We start from the raw sequence: 18,989 nt of genomic DNA on the forward strand, positions 1-18,989 counted from the left end.
TCTATGGTCCCTCCCATTTTTGCAACCACGATTTCCGATGTCATTGCAGGCTCGCTTAAATCTATCCGGCGTCGATAGTGGGGATCACGCCCCGCGCCACGATGAGGTCCGCGCCTGAGGGTCCTTATAACTGTCTCGGCTTCGAGAAGCCTATTTAATACCCAGGTTGTCCTTCAGGCCGATGTGCCGTTCATGTCATCAAATTTCAGTCGTCGCAAAACCAGTTGGGTGATTCGGTAGAAGTTGAGCCGCTCAGTCAGTCCGAAGCGACAGTCGATCCCGCACAATACGCGGTGCCATGCGCTGCCATTGACCACGCAGTTCGCGCCAGCTTATTAGCCAGCGCGCACGCAACAACGTTTGAATGTCGTCGGGTGAGCATGGCACGAACCCAGTCCGCGAGATGGCCTGTCCGTCCCTCGAGCCGCAGCATGTAGGCTCGAGCGCACGTGACAAGCAGCCGTCGGATATTCTTGTCGCCGCGCCGACTGATTCCAAGCAACGTCGCCTTCCCACCGGTACTGTACTGCCTGGGAACGAGACCAACCGACGCTGCAAAATCGCGGCCACACCTGTACTGCTTGCCGTCCCCCATTTCTGCGGCCAGAACACTGGCGGTGACGGGCCCGATGCCTGGGATCGTCAACAGACGCTGGCCGAACTCGTCGTCCACGAGCTGGGCATTAATCTCTTTCTCGATATGACTAACTTCGCTATCGAGGTACTTGTAGTGATTGTGCAGACGCTGAAGGATCGCGATCAGGCGTGGTGGCAATGAATGCTCGGTGAGGAAGGCTGGAAGACGCGCAACCGAAGCTTTTCCAACTGGCAAACTAACGCCGAATTCCAGTAACAGGCCATGCATCTGGTTCACGGTTCGGGTGCGGTCTCGCACGAATGACTCTCGCAAGTGATGTAGTGCGGAAAGCGTCTGCTGTGATTCCGTTTTCGCGGTGACAAACCGCATGGTGGGTCGGGAGGCAGCTTCACAGATAGCCTCGGCGTCTACAAAGTCATTCTTGTTGCTCTTCACGAACGGACGCACAAACTGCGGCGAGATCAGTTTGACCTGATGCCCGAACGTCGTCAGCAGGCGAGCCATGTGATGGGCGCCGGCACAAGCCTCCATTACAACAGTGCATGCATGAAATGTCGCGAAGAACTCGACTACCTGCCTGCGCCCCAGTTTCTTGCGGAACACTGCCTTGCCCCTTCTATCCTGGCCGTGGAGGTGAAAGGTATTCTTTCCCAAATCGATGCCAACCATCGTGACGTCTTGCATGACAGTCTCCAATCCGGAATTGACGCCGCAAGCGTAACGCACTCGGCGAGGGCGGGAGGGACCATCTCATTACTGTCACCGTTGCGACAATAAAACTGTCAACTCGCGGCCTGGACCAACTTGGATGCCGGCTCAACCTTGCGCGACAAGGCTCCCAAGGGTGCAAAATAAATGTGTCACCGGCGAAGCCGGCTACTGCTGGTCTGTTAGGGCAGAAAGGTCCCAGTCCGGCCCTGAAGCCCACCAAAAGAATAGCAATGTGACGGCGCGAGCCGTCCTTTTTTCTGGAAGAAAGCCATGGGTAAAAACATCAAACTACAGGTTCTTGACGGAGCCTATTCCATTTCGCGGCTCAGCGGCGACGCGGCGATTCCCGTCTGGGCCGATGGCGATGGATTCGTATCGATCTCGCGCAATGGCGACGAGCTTTCGATCGTGAGTTTGCAGGAGCGTGTGCCGTCTGGCGTTAAAACCGACGCCGACTGGGTATGTCTGAAATTTTTGGGCCCGTTTGCTTTCGGCGAGACCGGTATTGTGCTTTCGGTCATCAAACCGCTCTCTGAAAATGGTTTGGGAATCTTTCTTGTGTCCACCTTTGACGGAGATTGCCTGTTGCTCAAGCATGAGGACTTTGACGCCGCGACGAAACTGTTGCTCGCAGCAGGGCATACGATCGTATAGCGGAGTCGGTGCAGCATGAATCGCCTATAGGAGCCGGGCACGGCTCGAGGGCGCCCTCTGCATGCCAAATTTCATATACTGTCTGCAAAGGCATCGCTTCTAATGGCGGTCACGCCGATGGTGTCATGTTGGCGGAGCAATGTGATGAGCCGCCGCGGCGCGAAGGCCGTGCGCCATTAGGGCTGCGTGCGTGCGCACGCGCGGAAATGCAAGCTCTCCGTACGCGCGTTGCTTGAGCTGCTGGTGTCCTTGTGATTACCCACATTTCAGCCACGAAACCTGGTAACCTGGCACGCGTTATAGTCATTGCGCGAGCGAGATGGCTAAAAAAGAGCGGGCAGACGAGCGAGCCTGGTTCGAGACGGAGATCGAGGCGAGTAGGTTTCAGGATGCCAGATTGCGCAAGCGTTTTGGCATGGTGCTGGAACGGTTGTGGTCCGGCATAGGCCAGACGATCCCGTTTGCATGTCAGGATTGGTCTTCAACGAAGGCCGCTTACCGATTCCTGTCTAATGAGCGGGTCAGCGAGCAGGAGATCTTGAGCGGTCACTTCCATGCGAGTGCAGAGCGCTTCAGGTCGACGCAGGGCCCCATTCTTATCCTTCAGGATACGACGACATTCTCGTATCAGCGGGAGCGCCCGGAGCTGATCGGCTATACAGGCAAGATGGCCATCAAGCGTGGAAAAAATGGCTCGCTAAGGCCGCTGACACAATGCGGCATCCTGATGCATTCGAGTCTGGTTGTTACTGCTGAGGGATTGCCGCTGGGTCTGGCCGCCGTAAAATTCTGGACCCGAAGCAGGTTCAAGGGTACTACCGCGCTGAAGCGGCACGTCAATCCTACACGCGTACCAATTGAAGAGAAGGAGAGTTACCGCTGGCTGGAGAACATGCGCCAGTCAACGGCGCTGCTCGGCGACCCGGTGCGTTGCATTCACGTTGGCGATCGGGAAAGTGACATCTACGAACTGTTTTGTACAGCGTACGATCTGAGCACCTACTTTCTCGTGCGGACCTGCGTTGACCGACTCGCCGACGATGGCCATCACACCATCGCAGACGAGATGGAGCAGGTCAAGGTCAAAGGACTGCATCGTGTCGAGATTCGTGATGCGAAGGGACATCCGATGACTGTAACCCTTGAGCTTCGCTACCAGCGCATGACGGTGTTGCCGCCCATCGGCAAGCAAAGCCGCTACCCGGCGCTGCAACTCACGGTGATCCACGCGAAAGAGCGCGATGTGCCGCCCGGGCGTCCTGGCATCGAGTGGAAGCTGCTGACCAATCTCCCGGTCCAATCGCGTGCAGAAGCAATCGAGAAGCTCGACTGGTACGCCATGCGCTGGAAGATCGAAACGTTCCACAAGATTCTCAAATCCGGATGCAAGGCCGAGGACTCGAAGCTACGCACCGCCGATCGACTTGCGAACCTTATCTCCGTATTCTGCATCCTGAGCTGGCGCATATTCTGGCTGACAATGATCGGCCGATGTGCGCCGCAAGCTCCAGCTGAGGCAGCCTTCACCTCAACGGAAATAGAATTGCTCGAGTGCATAGTCCCTGACTTGCCGCTTACCGCGCAGGCACCACCGCTCCTGCGAAACCTTATCAAGGTCGCCCGGCTTGGAGGCTATCTGGGTCGAGCCAGTGATGCGCCACCAGGTAATACCGTCGTGTGGCGTGGCATGCGGCGCCTCACCGATATTCAACTAGGTTATGAACTCGCCCTGAATCGAAGTGGGTAATTGCAAGGCTGGTGTCGCGCTTACATCTCTCCCGCCGCGTCATCGGCCCTTTCGCATGGGTCGGATGAGCGTGCGCCGGCACGTTCGTGTCTATCTCAACGGGCTGGACGCCAGCCAGTGGCTGATTGGTCTTCAGGCAACCAGCCCATCGTTGCGGTTCAATTCAGCCGTGTTGCCTGACAATCGCATCGCGTATCTTTTCGAGAGACAGCCCGACCTGTACACGACGGCACGCGAGATTGAGTCGCACTCTGCCATCGCCGTTCTCAACAAACATTTCTCCGCCTTCGAGGATGACGCCTGCCCTTTCAAAAAAAAATCGCGTGAGGTTGACCGGACTGTCGAAATAGGCCCGCAGGTCTATCCATGCCAGATAGGTCGCCTCCGGAACGCGAAACTTTGCCTTCGGCAAGTGATCGCTCAGAAAGCGCTGGGTCAGTGCAAAGTTCTCGTCCAGATAGAGTCGCAGCGCGTCCAGCCACGAAGCGCCATTACGATACGCGCCAATGGCGGCAGCAAGACTGAGGGGGTTCACGAACGGGTAGTGGCGCCGTTTCCATTCCGAGCGCAATTCCGGATCCGGGATGACGACGGTCGCGATCATCATTCCAGCCAGATTGAATGTTTTGCTCACGGCCATGCAGGTGATGATGTTCGGGCTGCCTGTGAACAGCTTCGCCATCGGCGTGTGCGTTTTACCGGTTCTGACAAGATCGCAATGAATCTCGTCGGAAACGATCTTCACACCGTTTGCGAAACAGAGTTCACCCATCCGGCGCAGTTCGTCGTTTGTCCAGATGCGGCCGGTTGGATTGTGAGGATGGCAGAGGAAAAAGAGCTTCACTGCCGGATCGCTCACTTTCGCTTCGAAGTCGTCGAAGTCGATCGTGTACTCGCCGTCGTCGGATACGAGCATGCGCGACGTCACGAATTCGCGGTCGCGCTGAATCGCCGCGTGTTTGAAGTATCCATAGGCCGGCGTCAGACAAAGCACTTTGTCGCCGGGGCGGCACACATATTCTACGAGCGCGAAGAGTGCTGGTATGACACCGAGCGAGACCTGCATTTCCTCGCGAGCGAACTGCCAGCCATACCGTTGTGCGCACCACGAATGGAAGGCCTGATATAGCTCCTCGTCGAGGTCGGCCGTGTAGCCGAAGATGGGATGCTTGAGACGCTCGGTGATGGCGTCGATCGCCGCATCCGGCGCGGCAAACTGCATGTCAGCCACCCACATCGAGATCAGATCTTCTTTTGGCACATCGAGCGCAGGTGCGGACGCATCGGCTCCAAACAGATAATTCGAGAAGCCTTCTTCCGCGAGAGCGTTTGTGTCGCGGCGGGAGATCGAGCGATCAAAGTTATAGCCCATACTGAATTCTCCATGTACGAGTCAGGCATTCGACGAGCCTCGCGCGATGCAGCTGTCGATCTCTAGCACCCGCGTGCGATGGCGTGTCCGCTTGACCTTTCGTCCCCTGAAGCGCAACAGGTTCGAAGGTTCGCATTGACGTCGATTGTGGCGTTTGGGTGTGGCATCCAGTCAACCGGCGACGCGTGGAGCGGACCTAATTGATCAGTGCAGGCCAGCGAGTTTCGCCGGTTTTATCGACGGCTCTGATCGCCTGGAGGACGCACTTCGAACGACCATGAGAAGTTGATTCGAAAACTTTCCCTGAAGGCTGTCGGGTCCTCGCCGTATCGACAGCGGGGACCGGACTCATACCCCGACATTTCCGCCCGATTAGGCGGCTTCGTGCTCGAAAACCGGATAGTCGGTGTAGCCTTTTGCGCCAATAACGCCATAGAAGGTCGACCGATCGGGGTCTGTGAGCGGCCAGCCGTTTTTCATCCGTTCCACCAGATCGGGGTTGGAAATGTAAGCCGTGCCGAACGCGATCAGGTCCAGTTCTCCCTTCGCCAGTTCGGCTTTTGCCAGATCCTGCGTGAAGCCGCCAGCGCCGATCAGCGTGCCCTGGTAGGCCTTGCGGAAGGCGGCACCAAAGCCATCCGGTGTGCCTGCAGCCGAAATGGTCGTCTGATAGTTCAGATGCACGAACGCCAGCTTTCTTTCGTTCAGGGCCGAGGCCATGCTCGCCCACGTATTCGCCTCACCTTCGAAGGGTTGCATGTCGTAGATGCGACCGAACGGCGAGACCCGCACCCCTACCTTTTCTCCGCCAATTGCGTCCGCCAGGGCGTCGATCGTCTCCAGCAAAAAGCGCTGGCGATTGGCGATGGAACCGCCATACTGGTCAGTGCGGGTGTTCAGCGCACTGCTCAGAAACTGATCGAACAGGAAGGCGTTGGCCGCCATTAGTTCCACGCCGTCAAAACCTGCATCCATCGCACGGCGCGCGGATGCAACGAAGTCTTGAATGACGCGCTGCACTTCGACCGTAGTCAACGCACGCGGCGTGCTCGGCAGGACCGGGCCTTCCTTACCCGGTTCGGCCCATGCGTAGACCATGGTCGTGGTCGCCGGCACTTCGCCTGACGACACCGGTGCCACATTGCCCGGCTGGATGGAAACGTGGGACAGACGGCCGACGTGCCAGAGCTGGGCGAAGATCTTGCCGCCTTTTTCATGCACGGCGTCGGTCACCTTCCGCCATCCTTCGGTCTGCTCGTCGGTGTACAGGCCTGGTGTATACAGATAGCCGCGACCCTCCTCGGAGACCGGCAGACCTTCGGTGATGATCAGCCCGGCCGAAGCACGCTGCGCGTAGTAGAGTGCAGTGAGGTCGGTGGGAATGTTATCGGGCGTACGCGTTCGCGTCATCGGCGCCATGACAACGCGGTTGGCTAGCGGCGTCCCGGAGAGATCGTAGGGCGTAAACAATTTGCTCATCATGTCGCTCAAAATGAAAGTGCGCCAGGGCGCTGGTTGAATCTCGGGTTAATTGGAAAATGGACTGGATGACAATGGACCTCCAGTCTCTTTCAGTTGCAGCCCAGAAAGGGGACGGCCAGACGATTCACTGCAGTCACGGGCGCATTGCCTGTCTAGCCTGCGCAACCATCAATGCTGCAGATCACGCCCTGACTGTCGTCTGTCCCGTCCGGCACGTTACCGGCCGCGTCGAGCAGCGCCTTCTCGAACACGCCTACTTCACGGGCACCCGAAAGATAAGAACGCTTGTTGAAGACAAACAGGGGCACACCGTTGGCGACCCGGTTCGCCTCCGTTTCATCTCGCGCGATCCCGGATGCGATTTCACGATCATCGAAACTGAACGATGCACCCGGAAAGCCGATGCCTTTCGCAAGCTCAAGAAGTGCGGTTCTGTCAAAAATGTCTATGCCTTCGGTGGTAACTGCCTGGTAGATCCGTTCGATCATCCGTTGGCGGTCTTCGGGCGTTCGGATGCTCTTGACCAGAAGGTGCGCGTCGGTGGTATCGCCAAAGCGCATGGTCTCGAACCGGTAGGTCAGGCCCTCCTGGGCACCGGCTGCGGCCACCGCGTCCATCATCATTTCGGCTGCTGCCCGGTTGCCAAACTTCGCATAAAGCGCGTCGGTAAAACTGGCCGGGGCCATGCCCCGTGCGAGACGGTACGATCGGGGCGTCACAACAACTTCGACCTGATGTGTCACGGCCACCGCCGCTTTTTCCAGGCGCCGTTTGGCGATCCAGCACCACGGACAGACAAAGTCCGACCATACTTCTACATTGACCCGCTTCATGTACTGTTCCCCGGCTAGAAAGTTGCGCTGTCCAGCGCTCCGCCAAAGACGGAGCGCTGTACGTGAAATCTATTGACGACTGAGGTGGTCCATTGCGTCGAGAACGTGGGTGCTATAGACAACCGCGGCACCGGCGTTGAGATTGATGGCAACGCCGAGCGCTTCGGCGACTTCTTCGGTCGTGATGCCCAGCTTCTGAGCTTCTGCGGCATGAAATGCGATGCAGCCATCGCACCGGGTGGTGACAGCTACCGCCAGCGAAATGAGCTCGCGCGTCTTCGCATCCAGGTGATTCGTCTTGGCGCCAGCGCCGCCGAGCATGGCGACGCCTTTAAGGGTGTCGGGGGTATGCCGGGCCAGTTCACCCAGCCGGCCGGTGACGACGCCGATAGTCTCAGTCCAGTTCAGCATGATTTCTCCATAAATAACAACCAACTAGTTGGTAGTGTTAAGGTGCAAATAAAAGAACCATGTCCAAACTGAAGATGGTTCCGGGAATTCAGGGCCCAGCCGGAGCACGCCGATGGCAGCCGGTGCCTCCTCTCACGCCGCGGCGACGATGAGCCGGACAATATTGCAGTCAAGCGTCTCGCCGTCTTTCATGGCCCAACCGACAAAACTCGCCCCTTCAAGGACGCTCAGCACCTGATACGCCTTCTGCCTGGCGCCGGCGCCAGCCGGAATCTCGCCATCCGCTATGCCGTGGTCGATGACCGTGGTCAGCCATCTCAGCTGCAGATCGAAGAACCGGTGGGTGAGCCTTTGCAATCCCAGCGGCAAGGCGGCCATTTCGGCAGCGAGCGCTCCGCACAGGGGCAGCAGGCTTCCGTCACTACTGGCGCGGAAGGTCGCGAAGAACCCGTCCAAACGTCCCCACAGATCTGCATTCTGCCGCTCGATGCGTTCAAATTCAGCAACAACCCGGGCAATGTACGCTTCGACGATGGCGATCCCCAGTTCCTCCTTTGTGGGGAAATGATGGTGAATACTCGCCTTCCGTATACCGACGGTTTCCGCCAGGTCGGCGTAGCTGAACGCTGCGTAACCCCTGGTCCGCATCAGCTGTTCCGCTGCCTCTACCAACGCGTCGCGTGTTCCTGCTGCCATGCATCCCCCGGCACATCTGCCATTTTTCCCTCACTGAAACAGCAGTCTACCTACTAGTTGGTTTATTGTCAAACGCATCCGTACCATCGGGGATTGGATGCAGCGGAATACCGGGTGCGCTGACGTCCTGATCCGCGCGACATGCGGCCCGCAGCTCGCCGGCGCAGAACCAGGGAGATCGGCATCAGCTTCCGGAATATCACTTGGCACACTACCTACTAGATGGTAGAGTAAGAGCGTACCTGAACATTGCGCGAATGCGCTTCTAAGAGGAATCAGCAGATGACAACCCACCCGAACGGAATCGATGTACCGGCTTTGCAGCAGTTCGCGCAAGCAGTGGCCGGCGATGTCTCAAAACGCAACGCGCGATTCAACGTGAAGACAACATGGGCGCACCAGACCCGCTCCGTGGCGACGGTCAGTCACTACTCGCTGGGCGGGGTGACGCACCAGCGGCATTTCGAAATCGCAGCGGACGAACCGGCCGAGCTGTTGGGCGCGAACAGCGCACCTAACCCCCAGGAACTGCTCATGGCCGCGCTCAATGCCTGCCTGACGGTGGGCTACGTCGTCAACGCTGCGGCGATGGGCATCACGGTACACAGCCTGGAAATTGAGACCGACGGCGAACTGGATCTGCGCGGCTTCCTGGGTCTCGATGAGAGCGTGAACCCGGGTTATGACGAAGTGAGCTATGTCGTTCGCCTGCACACCGACGCTTCCCGCGAACGGGTCGAGGAGCTTCACAAGGTCGTGACCAGAACGTCGGTCAACCTCGCCAATTTCTCGAAGGCCATCCGCATGGTTTCCACGCTGGAAGTTCGCGAGGGCTAGCCGCGACATGCTTTAGCGGTTTCCATGACTGCTGCCCCGCACCTGTGGCGGGGCCGGTCAGTGGCCGGAACACGGCGGAAAAGCGATGGCAGCGGCCATACCCGCTCATCAGTTCGCCATCGCCCGTCGGGCGGATCGGTCCTGACATTAAATTCGGAGCATCAAATGAATGAATTCACGGGCAGGAAACTTCTTGTCGTCGGTGGTACGAGCGGTATCGGGCTGGAAACGGCCAGACAGGTCCTGAAAAGCGGCGGCAGCGTCGTATTGACGGGTAGCAGAAAGGACAAAGCCGAAGCGGTGCGCATCGAGCTCAGCCAGCTCGGCCCCGTCGCGGTGATTGCGGCAGATCTCACGACACAGGATGGCATGAACGCCATCCGCGAAGAGATCAACACGAACCACCGGGACATTGCGTTGATGGTGAATTCGGCGGGAATCTTTGCGCCCAAATCCTTCATTGACCATGAAGAATCCGATTACGACATGTACCTGTCGCTCAACCGCGCCACTTTCTTTATCACACAGGACGTGGTCAGGAATATGCTGGCCGCCGGGCGCCCCGGCGCCATTGTCAACGTTGGATCGATCGGTGCGCAAGCGGCGCTAGGCGGTTCCGCCGCATCCGCGTATTCCATGGCGAAAGCCGGTCTTCACGCCTTCACGCGTAACCTCGCTATCGAACTGGCGGACTCAGGGATTCGCGTCAACGCTGTGTCCCCGGCGATCGTACAGACGTCGATCTACGAAGGCTTCATGGCGAAAGAGGCCATCCCCGACGCGATGAAGGCGCTCGAATCGTTCCATCCGCTCGGGCGCGTCGGCAGGCCCGAGGACGTTGCAAACACCATCGTGTTCCTTCTATCTGACAAGACGTCGTGGGTGACCGGCGCAATCTGGGATGTGGACGCCGGAGTCATGGCGGTACGCAACTGACGCCGGTCAGCAGATGCCCCGGCCTGCCGTCGTTCTGGCCGGCCGGCTCAAAGACCTGATTTGCCATTGCATTGAGCAGACACCTGGCTACCCATGGTGCCGCTGCATCGCAAGCCGTAGCGCCAGCACTCAGCCCACGACAGGAGAGATTGCCATGTGCACCATTCGTACAGACGTCGCCATTATCGGCGCAGGCACGGCCGGGCTCTCGGCCTACCGCAGCGCCAAAGCCGAGGGCCGCACGGCCGTGATCATAGAAGGCGGTGCATACGGCACGACGTGTGCAAGAGTGGGCTGCATGCCGTCGAAGCTGCTGATCGCGGCGGCGGAAGCCGCGCATGCCGCGAGCCACGCCGATGCGTTTGGCGTCCGCGTGGAGGGGGTGCGGGTAGACGGCCAGGCGGTCATGGATCGCGTGCGCAGCGAGCGCGACCGTTTCGTCGGCTTCGTCGTGGACGGTGTCCACGCGTTGCCGGAAGCGGACCGGCTGATTGGCCACGTACGCTTTATCGACGACCGGCTGCTGCAGGTCGGCGGCGATACGCTCGTGCAGGCGAAGAGCGTGGTGATCGCGACCGGCTCGACCCCTGTGATCCCCGACGTTCTGCGTGACGTCGGCGAGCGCGTCATCGTGAACGACGACGTATTCGCCTGGCAGACGCTGCCGCGCAGCGTGGCGGTGATTGGCCCGGGCGTGATCGGATTGGAGCTCGGCCAGGCACTCGCGCGCCTTGGTGTGGAAGTGAGCGTGTTTGGCGCACGCGGCGGCGTCGGCCCGCTGACGGACCCGTTGATCGTGGAGCAGGCGCGCTCGACGTTCGCGCAAGCGTTCCACTTCGAGCCGCAGGGCACGCTCGAGGCCGCGACGGCAGTTGAGCGCGGCGTGCAGATTCGCTATGCGCGCGCCGACGGCAGCTATTTCGAACGCGCCTACGAGTACGTGCTGGCGGCGGCCGGGCGACGGCCGAACGTTGCGGACCTCGGCCTTGAAAACACATCGCTCGAACTGGACGGTCACGGCGTGCCGCGCTTCGATCGCGACACGCTGCAGGCGGGCGCGCATCCGGTCTTCATTGCCGGCGACGCGAATGGGATCTTGCCGCTGCTGCACGAAGCCGCCGACGAAGGCCGCGCCGCCGGCCGTAACGCCGCGCGCTATCCCGGTGTCGTGCCGCTCGTGAGGCGTGCGCCGCTCGCCATCGTTTTCTCGGATCCTCAGATCGCCGTGGTCGGGGCACGGTACCGCGATCTCGCACCGGGTAGCTTCGTCGCCGGCGAAGTGAGCTTCGAGGATCAGGGGCGCAGCCGCGTCATGCTGAAGAACCGCGGACTGGCGAGGGTGTACATCGATCGCGTGACGCGGCGCTTCATCGGCGCGGAATGGTTCGGCCCGGCTGCGGAACACATCGGTCATCTGCTCGCGTGGAGCTTGCAGATGCAGGCCACGGTAGACGACATGCTCGGGATGCCGTTCTATCATCCGGTCGTCGAGGAAGGCTTGAGGACAGCGTTGCGGCATGCGGCAGCACGGCTGCAAGCCGGCGCCTGAGCGCAGTCGTCTCGACGACGAGCGCAGTCGAAATCACTGTGGGTCTGACGTTCCGACCACGGGCAATCGCCTTTCCGCGATTGCATGCTTGCGGTCCCCACAAACAGTCTAGGGATCGCTGTCGTCGGCTCTTGCCGGGCAGGGCGTGGGTCTCCGCTCGTACGGGGAGCGCGCCAAGGGCAGCAATGTCAGGATTCCGAAGGCGAGGGACGCTGCATTCTCGCCCCCCTGAACGACAAGGAACGGCGGATTAAGGAAGCGATCGACCGGTTCAACGTCGAGCAGGCAACCAGGTTCAAACAGGAATTGTTCAAACAGCGCGCGTGACTTGCCGACGCGGATCGCACGCTTCAGGGAAAAGTGACGAAGGCGGCCACCGAAAGCAAACGAATCGCGACCAGCAAGATCGAGGCGGAGCTGCGCGGGCTCGACGAAATCTGGCGCACCGAACTGAAAGACCGCGATGCGAGAATTTTCCCCGGCAACCTATGTTCCGGTCATGATCAAACTCCGCAGCGAGGCGGTCCGCTGAAGCCTCTGTCACATCGGTCAGTTCGAGTCGTGCTCCGCATGCATGCAACTCACGCGCGGTCGCAGCGCCAATGCCGCCTGCGGCACCGTGATAAGCACGACTTTTTCCCGAAGATCGGAAGCCACTTTGTACCGCTCCTCTGCCGTGCAAACAAGGGCGACGGCTGTCGGGCCATTGGTTTTTGTTCACCATGCGAAGCAGTTCGGTTCCAGAGACCACCGGATCGCCATTCATTTTGCCGGGGCGTGTCTAGCCGATTTGTTCCAGCCTGTCGCGGACGCCAGGCCGATGGCACGTTCGACCTCACCGCTGCGAAAGGCGGCCCGTTCGACGAAGCGTCTGAAGAAGCCAGGTGCCTTGGCCACGATGGCGTTGGTCTTGGGAACGACGATCATGTCCGCGCGCCGCTCGATGCCTGCCACGATGTCCCGTACGACCTGCTCGCGCGGAATCATCTTCCAGAAGCCCCGATCGTTGCCTCCCCACAACGCGCGGCCGGCCGGATCGGCGACGACATCGTCCATCAGCGGTGTCGGGAAGAACGTCGGATGCGCGCTGCCGACTCCGACGCCCAGATGGCGAAGCTCCAGACGGATGCTGTCGCACATCGCCCAGACACCTGCCTTGCTGGCCGTATAGGACGCCTGCAGCGGCGAATGCACGAACGCGGCCATCGACGATATCGCCAGCAGGTACCCGCGCTGTTTCTGGACATGCGGCAGACCGGCCCGGAACGTTCGCCACACGCCGTTGAGATTGATGTCGATGACTCGATCGAACGCGGCCGGATCGATGGTGGCCATCGGGGCCATCGTGTCGATGCCCGCGTTTGCGATGACCACGTCAATCTGGCCAAAATGACTCACCGCATTGGCCATTGCAGCCTCGAGGCTTTCCAGATCCCGGACATCGGCAGTCCAGCCGAGCGCGTGAGAGGGACCGCCAAAGGCGCCAACCTGCGCTGCGAGCCTGTCTGCCTGCAGATCGAAAAGTGCGAGGCGCGCGCCCCTTGCGTGCAGCGCTTCCGCCAACGCCGATCCCAGGCCTCCCGTAGAACCGGTAATGGCCACCACCTTGTTCGCCAGCTTATAAGTCGACATGCGCGCCTCTTTGTTTCTTTGGAAGGTGACGTCGGAGAAATTCCAGCTGATCGGCGACCACCTGTTCAAAGTCGTCGCCCACGTAGATGTCGAAGTGCCCGGCCTGATACAGGCGCAATTCCCCCTTGGGGGCGCGCCTGGCGTACCGCTTGGTCGGGCCCGCCGGAGCGACGGAGTCCGTTTCGCAAACGCAAAACAGAATCGGACAGGAAATGTCACCTGCTTTGCGGCCGGGCCTGTAGCGAATAATTTTCAGGCCGAAGCGTGCCGCAACCTGATTGCGGAAAGCGGCACCGTCAGGTACAAGCGCGAGATAACCGTCCAGCGCATCCCGCGCGGTCATCAACGCGGCAGAACCGGGCGGACCCGCCGTCGCCAGCATCACGGGCGCCATGCCGATGAGAGATCGCATGACATCGCATAGAGCGAGCACCGTCACCTTGACCGCGCTAAGCGGGTTCAATGCGAACAAGGACGCGACACCATCGGTAAACGGACACTGCGCGATGGCAGCGGCGACAAGCCGGTCGCGTGCGGCGGAGAACATTACATGACCGCCACCGAAAGATGTTCCCCACAAGACGACCTGATCCGGACGCAGATTGCCGTGCTCGCGTGCAAAAGCGATCGCACTCGACCAGTCTTCTAACTGACGGTCGATATCGAGCAATTGACGCGGAGAACCGTCGCTCGCGCCGAAATGCCGATAGTCGAACACGAGGCACGCGTAGCCGCTCGCGCAAAAACGTTGCGCATAGGCGTCGAGCCGCATCTCCTTGGTCCCGCCCAAGCCATGCGCCATCACGATGACAGGAAACGGACCCGTCCCATAAGGCTCGTACAGCCAGCCATGGCAACGCTCTCCGCGCCCGCCAGCCGCAAACTCTACCCCTGTCCGCTCGGCCATGTGTTCCTCCAGGTGTGAGAGAATGGATTACCATCTAATCCTGTAATGCATTCTATAATTGGAATGCGATCCAGTTTATGAGGGGAAACCCCGCATGGAATCGAGAACCCAGCGCCGGACAGCCGTGACCCGGCTGACGATCCTGCAAGCCGCGGAGGCTTTGCTGACGGAGGGCGGGCTGGCCGCAGTCACGCCTGAAGCGGTTGCGAGCCGTGCGGATGTTGCCGTGCAGACGCTCTACAACCGTGTAGGTGGCCGTTCCGCGTTGCTCATTGCGGTGGCGGAGCGCGCGCTGGAAGAGAACCGCCATTACATGGACGCCGCCTATGCATCCGATGGCGATGTGGAGAAGAAGCTCCGTTGTGTGGCAGCTGCTTATGCAAGGTTTGCCAGGGAGCGCCCGTACCAGTTTCGTATCCTTGTCGAACCACCCGACGAACCGGAGGCGCTCACCCGCATTGCTGCCCTGATCAGACAGCAAAACGCCAAATTAGCCGCATTGATCAGCCGAGGCATCGACGAAGGATGGGTGCGTGCCGACATCCAACCAGAACGTGCCTCGACGGCGCTGTGGGCGATGATGAACGGCGTCATCAGCCTGATGTGGCGCCCTGACAACCTACGATTGGACGTCGACCACATCAACGATCTACTTGATACTGCGATCTCGTTGACGACCGACGGTATTAAGCGGCGGGACGATTGACGCATCGGTCCCAGACAACCAGGCGCGTACGAAAAGGTTAAGCGGTTCGTTCTCAACTGGGGCCTGTCGTTAGGCGGTCCTCCGAGCAGGCAGTGCCCGCATCCAAGCGCTTCCTTCGGTCGGTCAGTTTCGCTTCACTGCTGCCGGGTATCCTTTAAGAAGTCGGATGCTTCTCCCAACGGCGCCAACGGCAGGTAATTTACGAGAGCCTGCCGGACCGCTGCAGACTTGCGGATGGCCGTCGGACTTCGAAGCGGCCGTTGACCGGCACCGATTCCAGTGGCGGTTGAGGGGGCGTTCTGAACCTCCCACGCAACCAATGATTGTCATTCACAGGCGCCTGCGGCGGCGGCCGTTGCAGTGCAAACTGCTGGTAGCGTGATAAATATCATTATCAGTCCATCATCAAATTTCATCTAAACTGGGAATCATGAAAACGCGCCAGACCGAAACCGTTGCCTTTCCCGACGATGCCGAACTCGCCGCGCTGCGCGCCTGGTATGCCGGGCTCGGCGCTCGCGCGACCGTGGCGCGCTATCTGGGCGACCGCAAGGCGCCAGGGGCATCCGCGCGCGGCGAGCTCGGCCGCATCCGGCGTGCCCTGGTCGCATACGCGGCAAGCCGCCATCGGGACGATCTGGCGGTGGTATTCGGCGAAAGGGACCCCATGTCGGCCGACAGCGTTGCACACGCGATCGAAACGTTGCGCAGCCTGCCAGCACCGGTGCCGCACATTGCCGATGACATCGACCGGTGGTTGCCGCCGCGCGCGGTGGCCGCCCTGCGGGCGCATGGCATCCGGACGCTGGCCGATCTGACCGTGCGGATTCCGCGCCGGCGCCGCTGGTGGACAGCGATCGCCGGACTCGGCGTCGCCGGCGCACGCCGCATAGAGGTGTTTTTTGCCATGTACCCGGCGCTGACCGAGCGGGCGCGGGCGTTGATCGCCGCGACGCCCGCCGGGGACATCGTGCCGTGGGAGCAGTTGCGCGTGCCGCACAAAGTCGACGGCTCGCATGGACAGTTCCGCGCACCGCGAGCCGCCTGCCTGCTGAATGCGTCCAACGACTACGAGGCGATCCAGTCCTGGCTGTCGCTGCATGAATCGGCCGCCACGCAGCGCGCCTACCGCAAGGAAGCCGAGCGCCTGATCCTGTGGGCGATCGTCGAGCGCGGCCGCGCATTGTCGTCGCTCACCACCGACGACGCGATCGCGTACCGGGCATTCCTGCGCCGGCCCACGCCGCGCGAGCGTTGGATCGGGCCATCGCGGCCGCGGCACAGTGTCGAATGGCGGCCGTTCACCGGCGCGCTCTCTGCCCGATCGGCGGCGTACGCACTGAACGTCCTGTCGGCACTGTTCCGCTGGCTGGTCGAGCAGCGCTACGTCCTTGCGAATCCGTTCGCCGGCGTCAAGGTCAAGAGCCAGGCGCCGCACGCGGGCCTGGACGTGTCGCGGGGCTTCTCCGAGGGCGAGTGGTTGCTGATCCGCACGCTGGCCGACGGCCTCGAATGGTCTTATGGCTGGAGCGTGCTGGCCGCCCAGCGCTTGCGGTTTCTGCTGGACTTTGACTATGCAACCGGCCTGCGCGCGAGCGAACTGGTCGGCGCGACCCTCGCCGACATACGCCGGGACGAGCACGGCGATCACTGGCTGCACGTGCTCGGCAAGGGTGGCAAGCGCGGCAAGGTGGCATTGCCACCGCTTGCGCGGACGGCACTTGATCAGTACCTGGTGCAGCGGGGCCTGCCGGTCACGCCCGCTCGCTGGAACCCAGCGACGCCGCTCGTCGCGAGTCTTGAGGAGGATGGCGCAGGCATCGAAAGCGCGCGACTCTGGCGCGTGTTGCGGCGGTTCTTTGTGCTGGTCGCAGATGCGATCCAGGACGAGCGGCCCGCGACGGCGGACAAGCTGCGCCGCGCAAGCCCGCACTGGATGAGACACACGCACGCGTCACACGCGCTGGCCCGGGGCGCCGAGCTGATCATGGTGCGCGACAATCTGCGCCATTCGTCGATCTCGACGACGTCGACCTATCTGCACAGCGACGAAGTGCAGCGCGCCCAGCAGTTCGATCAGGCGTTTGCCGCACGAGATTCTAAGCGGTAGGCCGTCTATATCGAAGCCTGCATAAGTTCATGAATTTTCATAACTTCAGGGCTTATGATAGGAAATTGCGCTTACCTTGTTAACCCCTGGCCGTTGCGCTGAGCAACGAAGCGCACATACCACGGCATTGCCGCGGCAAACCCCTGCGCGAGTGGAATAGCGTCTGCGTAGCCGGGCAGCCGTTCAGCCTTCCCGACGCTGGCCTGTGAATGCCGGATGTCGCCGTCGCACATCGGGCCATAAGTGGGACGTTGCTCGCCTCGCTGAACGCCATGGAGCGCGAGCGTCGCTTCCAGATAATCGTACAGCTGATTGGGCGTGGTACGGTCACTCACCGCAGCGGTGGACATGGCCTGCAAACGGACGAGTTCTCCAGGATCGACTGCATTGGGAAGTACGGTAGTCTGCTGGAGAAGATGGATGTTTCCAGCATTACTGCATTGTTTTTTCCAACCGCGAAGGTTCAGTGCAGATGTTAGCGGGGATGGGAACCGCTTGCCGCTCGCGGACAGAAGTGTTGAAACATGGTTGGACAGACGCGTTGGCATGTTCATCGTTAGGGGTTTCCTGGGGATCCTGTGTCGCGCGCGCGTCGAAAGGTGCCATTCGGGCGACGTGTGCTTGAGAGCAAATGCAGATAACTATCAGATGCGGGCGAGCCCCACTTCACACCTTATGCTCGCATCGATCCGTTCGATGGCGCACATTCCGCCAATCCTCGTCTTCGCATTCGCAACTCCCTGAGGGCGGGTGACCCAATGCCCCACGAGGCGGGTTTCATCGCCGTGCGCTCTCTGGCGACCTGATCAGAAACACATTCTGAAACGGCACGCACTTCCAGCCTATTCGGCGAGGCAACCATTGCGGCGGTCGCACCTCGGTACTGGATCATCACGCGATTGATTCGCGGTACGTATCATGTTGCCCCGATTCCGGATAAACGGGGTGTCCGGGTGTATTTGGCCATTCGGGGAACTCTGGTCCGACTGCGGCAGGAGCGCACTGCTCACAGCAACTGAATCCGCTCGCTGCTCGGTGCTCGGTGCTCCACAACCTTCGCACCGAACAGGTTGGTGGGCGCACGTGCGCGCTGGTGGGCCGAGCGTGCCGCAGCTCCCGCCCGGTTTAAGGACCGAAACCGAGCGTTAGTTCGAGCGGCTCTCTCTCGTCGCCAAGCAGATCGCGGCGTTTGAGAATGCAGGCCCAACTCTGCGCATGCGGTATATGGTAACCGGCCTCGCGCCGGCACGTACCCGGATTCACTATTACACGAAGCGCGACGTCGACGAGATAGTTGCTCCTTCGCTCCTTGTCTGTTGTTCTGGCACGTTTGCTGCGTCAGGAGTGAATTGCTTGATGCCGGAACGTGTAATGGAGTAACCCCGAACGCCGTCCGACCGTTCTCTGCGCGGAGGATCATGAAGACGATGCTCACGCATGGTCCACCGTGTTGCGGATGGAACGGCTGGGAAGTGATACGGGCACCGAGCGGGGACGCCGCTCTGGCAGGGCTTGCGCGCCCCGACCTGCTCATCACCGACTGGAACATGTCCGGCATGGAGGGTCCCGCGCTCTGCCGGGCCTTTCGTGACGACGCGACGCTTGCCTCTTTACCGATCCCCCTCGTCTCGTCGCTGGAACTGCCGCCTGGCGCGACGGTACTGCATGATCACTTTCAGCAAAAACCAAGTGGAACTGTTACGTTGCTTGCCGCCATCACCGTCTTTCTGGCGAGCCCGTCTACAACTGAGAGCGCGCCAGTGAAGGTCTGGATAAGCATTGTTCTGAGCGAAACAGTATTTTGGTAA

At 60.6% G+C, this 18,989-nt stretch carries 17 protein-coding genes and 1 pseudogene; 8 read left to right on the top strand and 10 right to left on the bottom strand.

Annotated features, from left to right (window positions below; translation table 11 throughout):
• Positions 1-256 precede the first annotated feature (256 nt).
• The gene (locus ACOCG7_RS33765; protein ID WP_421380882.1) at positions 257-1,282 is read right to left on the bottom strand and encodes an IS110 family transposase; all 1,026 of its coding nucleotides are present in this window, start codon (positions 1,280-1,282) and stop codon (positions 257-259) included.
• Positions 1,283-1,579: 297 nt separating this feature from the next.
• Between ACOCG7_RS33765 and ACOCG7_RS33770 the strand changes: the two genes are divergently transcribed.
• Together ACOCG7_RS33770 and ACOCG7_RS33775 are read left to right on the top strand one after the other, a co-directional pair.
• Positions 1,580-1,963, top strand: a complete 384-nt coding sequence (locus ACOCG7_RS33770; RefSeq protein ID WP_421380885.1) for an ACT domain-containing protein — start codon at positions 1,580-1,582, stop codon at positions 1,961-1,963.
• A gap of 319 nt (positions 1,964-2,282) precedes the next feature.
• Positions 2,283-3,710, top strand: coding sequence for an IS4 family transposase (locus tag ACOCG7_RS33775; protein ID WP_310320050.1), 1,428 nt, complete (start codon positions 2,283-2,285; stop codon positions 3,708-3,710).
• 163 nt (positions 3,711-3,873) lie between these two features.
• On the opposite strand, the gene ACOCG7_RS33780 is transcribed toward ACOCG7_RS33775, so the two are convergent.
• The 5 genes from ACOCG7_RS33780 to ACOCG7_RS33800 all read right to left on the bottom strand — a co-directional run bounded on the left by ACOCG7_RS33780 (position 3,874) and on the right by ACOCG7_RS33800 (position 8,504).
• The gene (locus ACOCG7_RS33780) at positions 3,874-5,082 is read right to left on the bottom strand and encodes a MalY/PatB family protein (protein ID WP_421380888.1); all 1,209 of its coding nucleotides are present in this window, start codon (positions 5,080-5,082) and stop codon (positions 3,874-3,876) included.
• A gap of 372 nt (positions 5,083-5,454) precedes the next feature.
• Positions 5,455-6,561 (bottom strand): alkene reductase, encoded by a 1,107-nt coding sequence (locus ACOCG7_RS33785; protein ID WP_421380891.1) that lies wholly within the window; start codon positions 6,559-6,561, stop codon positions 5,455-5,457.
• A gap of 155 nt (positions 6,562-6,716) precedes the next feature.
• On the bottom strand, positions 6,717-7,397 hold the full coding sequence (locus ACOCG7_RS33790; RefSeq protein WP_421380894.1) for a DsbA family oxidoreductase: 681 nt from the start codon (positions 7,395-7,397) through the stop codon (positions 6,717-6,719).
• Between the two features lie 69 nt (positions 7,398-7,466).
• Positions 7,467-7,808 (bottom strand): carboxymuconolactone decarboxylase family protein, encoded by a 342-nt coding sequence (locus tag ACOCG7_RS33795; protein WP_421380897.1) that lies wholly within the window; start codon positions 7,806-7,808, stop codon positions 7,467-7,469.
• A gap of 132 nt (positions 7,809-7,940) precedes the next feature.
• On the bottom strand, positions 7,941-8,504 hold the full coding sequence (locus ACOCG7_RS33800) for a TetR/AcrR family transcriptional regulator (protein WP_421380900.1): 564 nt from the start codon (positions 8,502-8,504) through the stop codon (positions 7,941-7,943).
• A 282-nt stretch (positions 8,505-8,786) separates the two neighbouring features.
• On the opposite strand from ACOCG7_RS33800, the gene ACOCG7_RS33805 reads away from it, so the two are divergent.
• The 3 genes from ACOCG7_RS33805 (at position 8,787) to ACOCG7_RS33815 (ending at position 11,826) form a co-directional block, all read left to right on the top strand.
• A complete protein-coding gene (locus tag ACOCG7_RS33805) occupies positions 8,787-9,341 on the top strand; it encodes an OsmC family protein (protein ID WP_421380903.1) in 555 nt (184 codons plus the stop codon).
• A gap of 165 nt (positions 9,342-9,506) precedes the next feature.
• Positions 9,507-10,277, top strand: coding sequence for an SDR family NAD(P)-dependent oxidoreductase (locus tag ACOCG7_RS33810; protein WP_421380906.1), 771 nt, complete (start codon positions 9,507-9,509; stop codon positions 10,275-10,277).
• 154 nt (positions 10,278-10,431) lie between these two features.
• Positions 10,432-11,826 (top strand): dihydrolipoyl dehydrogenase, encoded by a 1,395-nt coding sequence (locus ACOCG7_RS33815; RefSeq protein WP_421380909.1) that lies wholly within the window; start codon positions 10,432-10,434, stop codon positions 11,824-11,826.
• Positions 11,827-12,319: 493 nt separating this feature from the next.
• Here the strand turns inward: ACOCG7_RS33815 and ACOCG7_RS33820 are convergent.
• The 3 genes and pseudogenes from ACOCG7_RS33820 to ACOCG7_RS33830 form a co-directional block, all read right to left on the bottom strand.
• Positions 12,320-12,483, bottom strand: a pseudogene (locus ACOCG7_RS33820) (SDR family NAD(P)-dependent oxidoreductase); the annotation flags it as partial.
• A gap of 105 nt (positions 12,484-12,588) precedes the next feature.
• Positions 12,589-13,458 (bottom strand): SDR family NAD(P)-dependent oxidoreductase, encoded by an 870-nt coding sequence (locus tag ACOCG7_RS33825; RefSeq protein ID WP_421380912.1) that lies wholly within the window; start codon positions 13,456-13,458, stop codon positions 12,589-12,591.
• The gene (locus ACOCG7_RS33830; protein WP_421380915.1) at positions 13,445-14,365 is read right to left on the bottom strand and encodes an alpha/beta hydrolase; all 921 of its coding nucleotides are present in this window, start codon (positions 14,363-14,365) and stop codon (positions 13,445-13,447) included. Before ACOCG7_RS33830 ends, ACOCG7_RS33825 begins: the two co-directional genes overlap by 14 nt.
• A 94-nt stretch (positions 14,366-14,459) precedes the next feature.
• On the opposite strand from ACOCG7_RS33830, the gene ACOCG7_RS33835 reads away from it, so the two are divergent.
• Positions 14,460-15,071, top strand: a complete 612-nt coding sequence (locus ACOCG7_RS33835) for a TetR/AcrR family transcriptional regulator (protein ID WP_421380918.1) — start codon at positions 14,460-14,462, stop codon at positions 15,069-15,071.
• A 430-nt stretch (positions 15,072-15,501) separates the two neighbouring features.
• On the top strand, positions 15,502-17,181 hold the full coding sequence (locus ACOCG7_RS33840) for a phage integrase family protein (RefSeq protein ID WP_421380921.1): 1,680 nt from the start codon (positions 15,502-15,504) through the stop codon (positions 17,179-17,181).
• A 71-nt stretch (positions 17,182-17,252) separates the two neighbouring features.
• Here ACOCG7_RS33840 and ACOCG7_RS33845 read toward each other — a convergent pair whose 3' ends face one another.
• Positions 17,253-17,735, bottom strand: a complete 483-nt coding sequence (locus ACOCG7_RS33845; protein WP_421380924.1) for a hypothetical protein — start codon at positions 17,733-17,735, stop codon at positions 17,253-17,255.
• 864 nt (positions 17,736-18,599) lie between these two features.
• Between ACOCG7_RS33845 and ACOCG7_RS33850 the strand changes: the two genes are divergently transcribed.
• The gene (locus ACOCG7_RS33850; protein WP_421380927.1) at positions 18,600-18,989 is read left to right on the top strand and encodes a response regulator; all 390 of its coding nucleotides are present in this window, start codon (positions 18,600-18,602) and stop codon (positions 18,987-18,989) included.

It is taken from the genome of Paraburkholderia sp. DD10, from assembly GCF_049177125.1.
GTDB classification, from domain to species: Bacteria; Pseudomonadota; Gammaproteobacteria; order Burkholderiales; family Burkholderiaceae; genus Paraburkholderia; species Paraburkholderia terricola.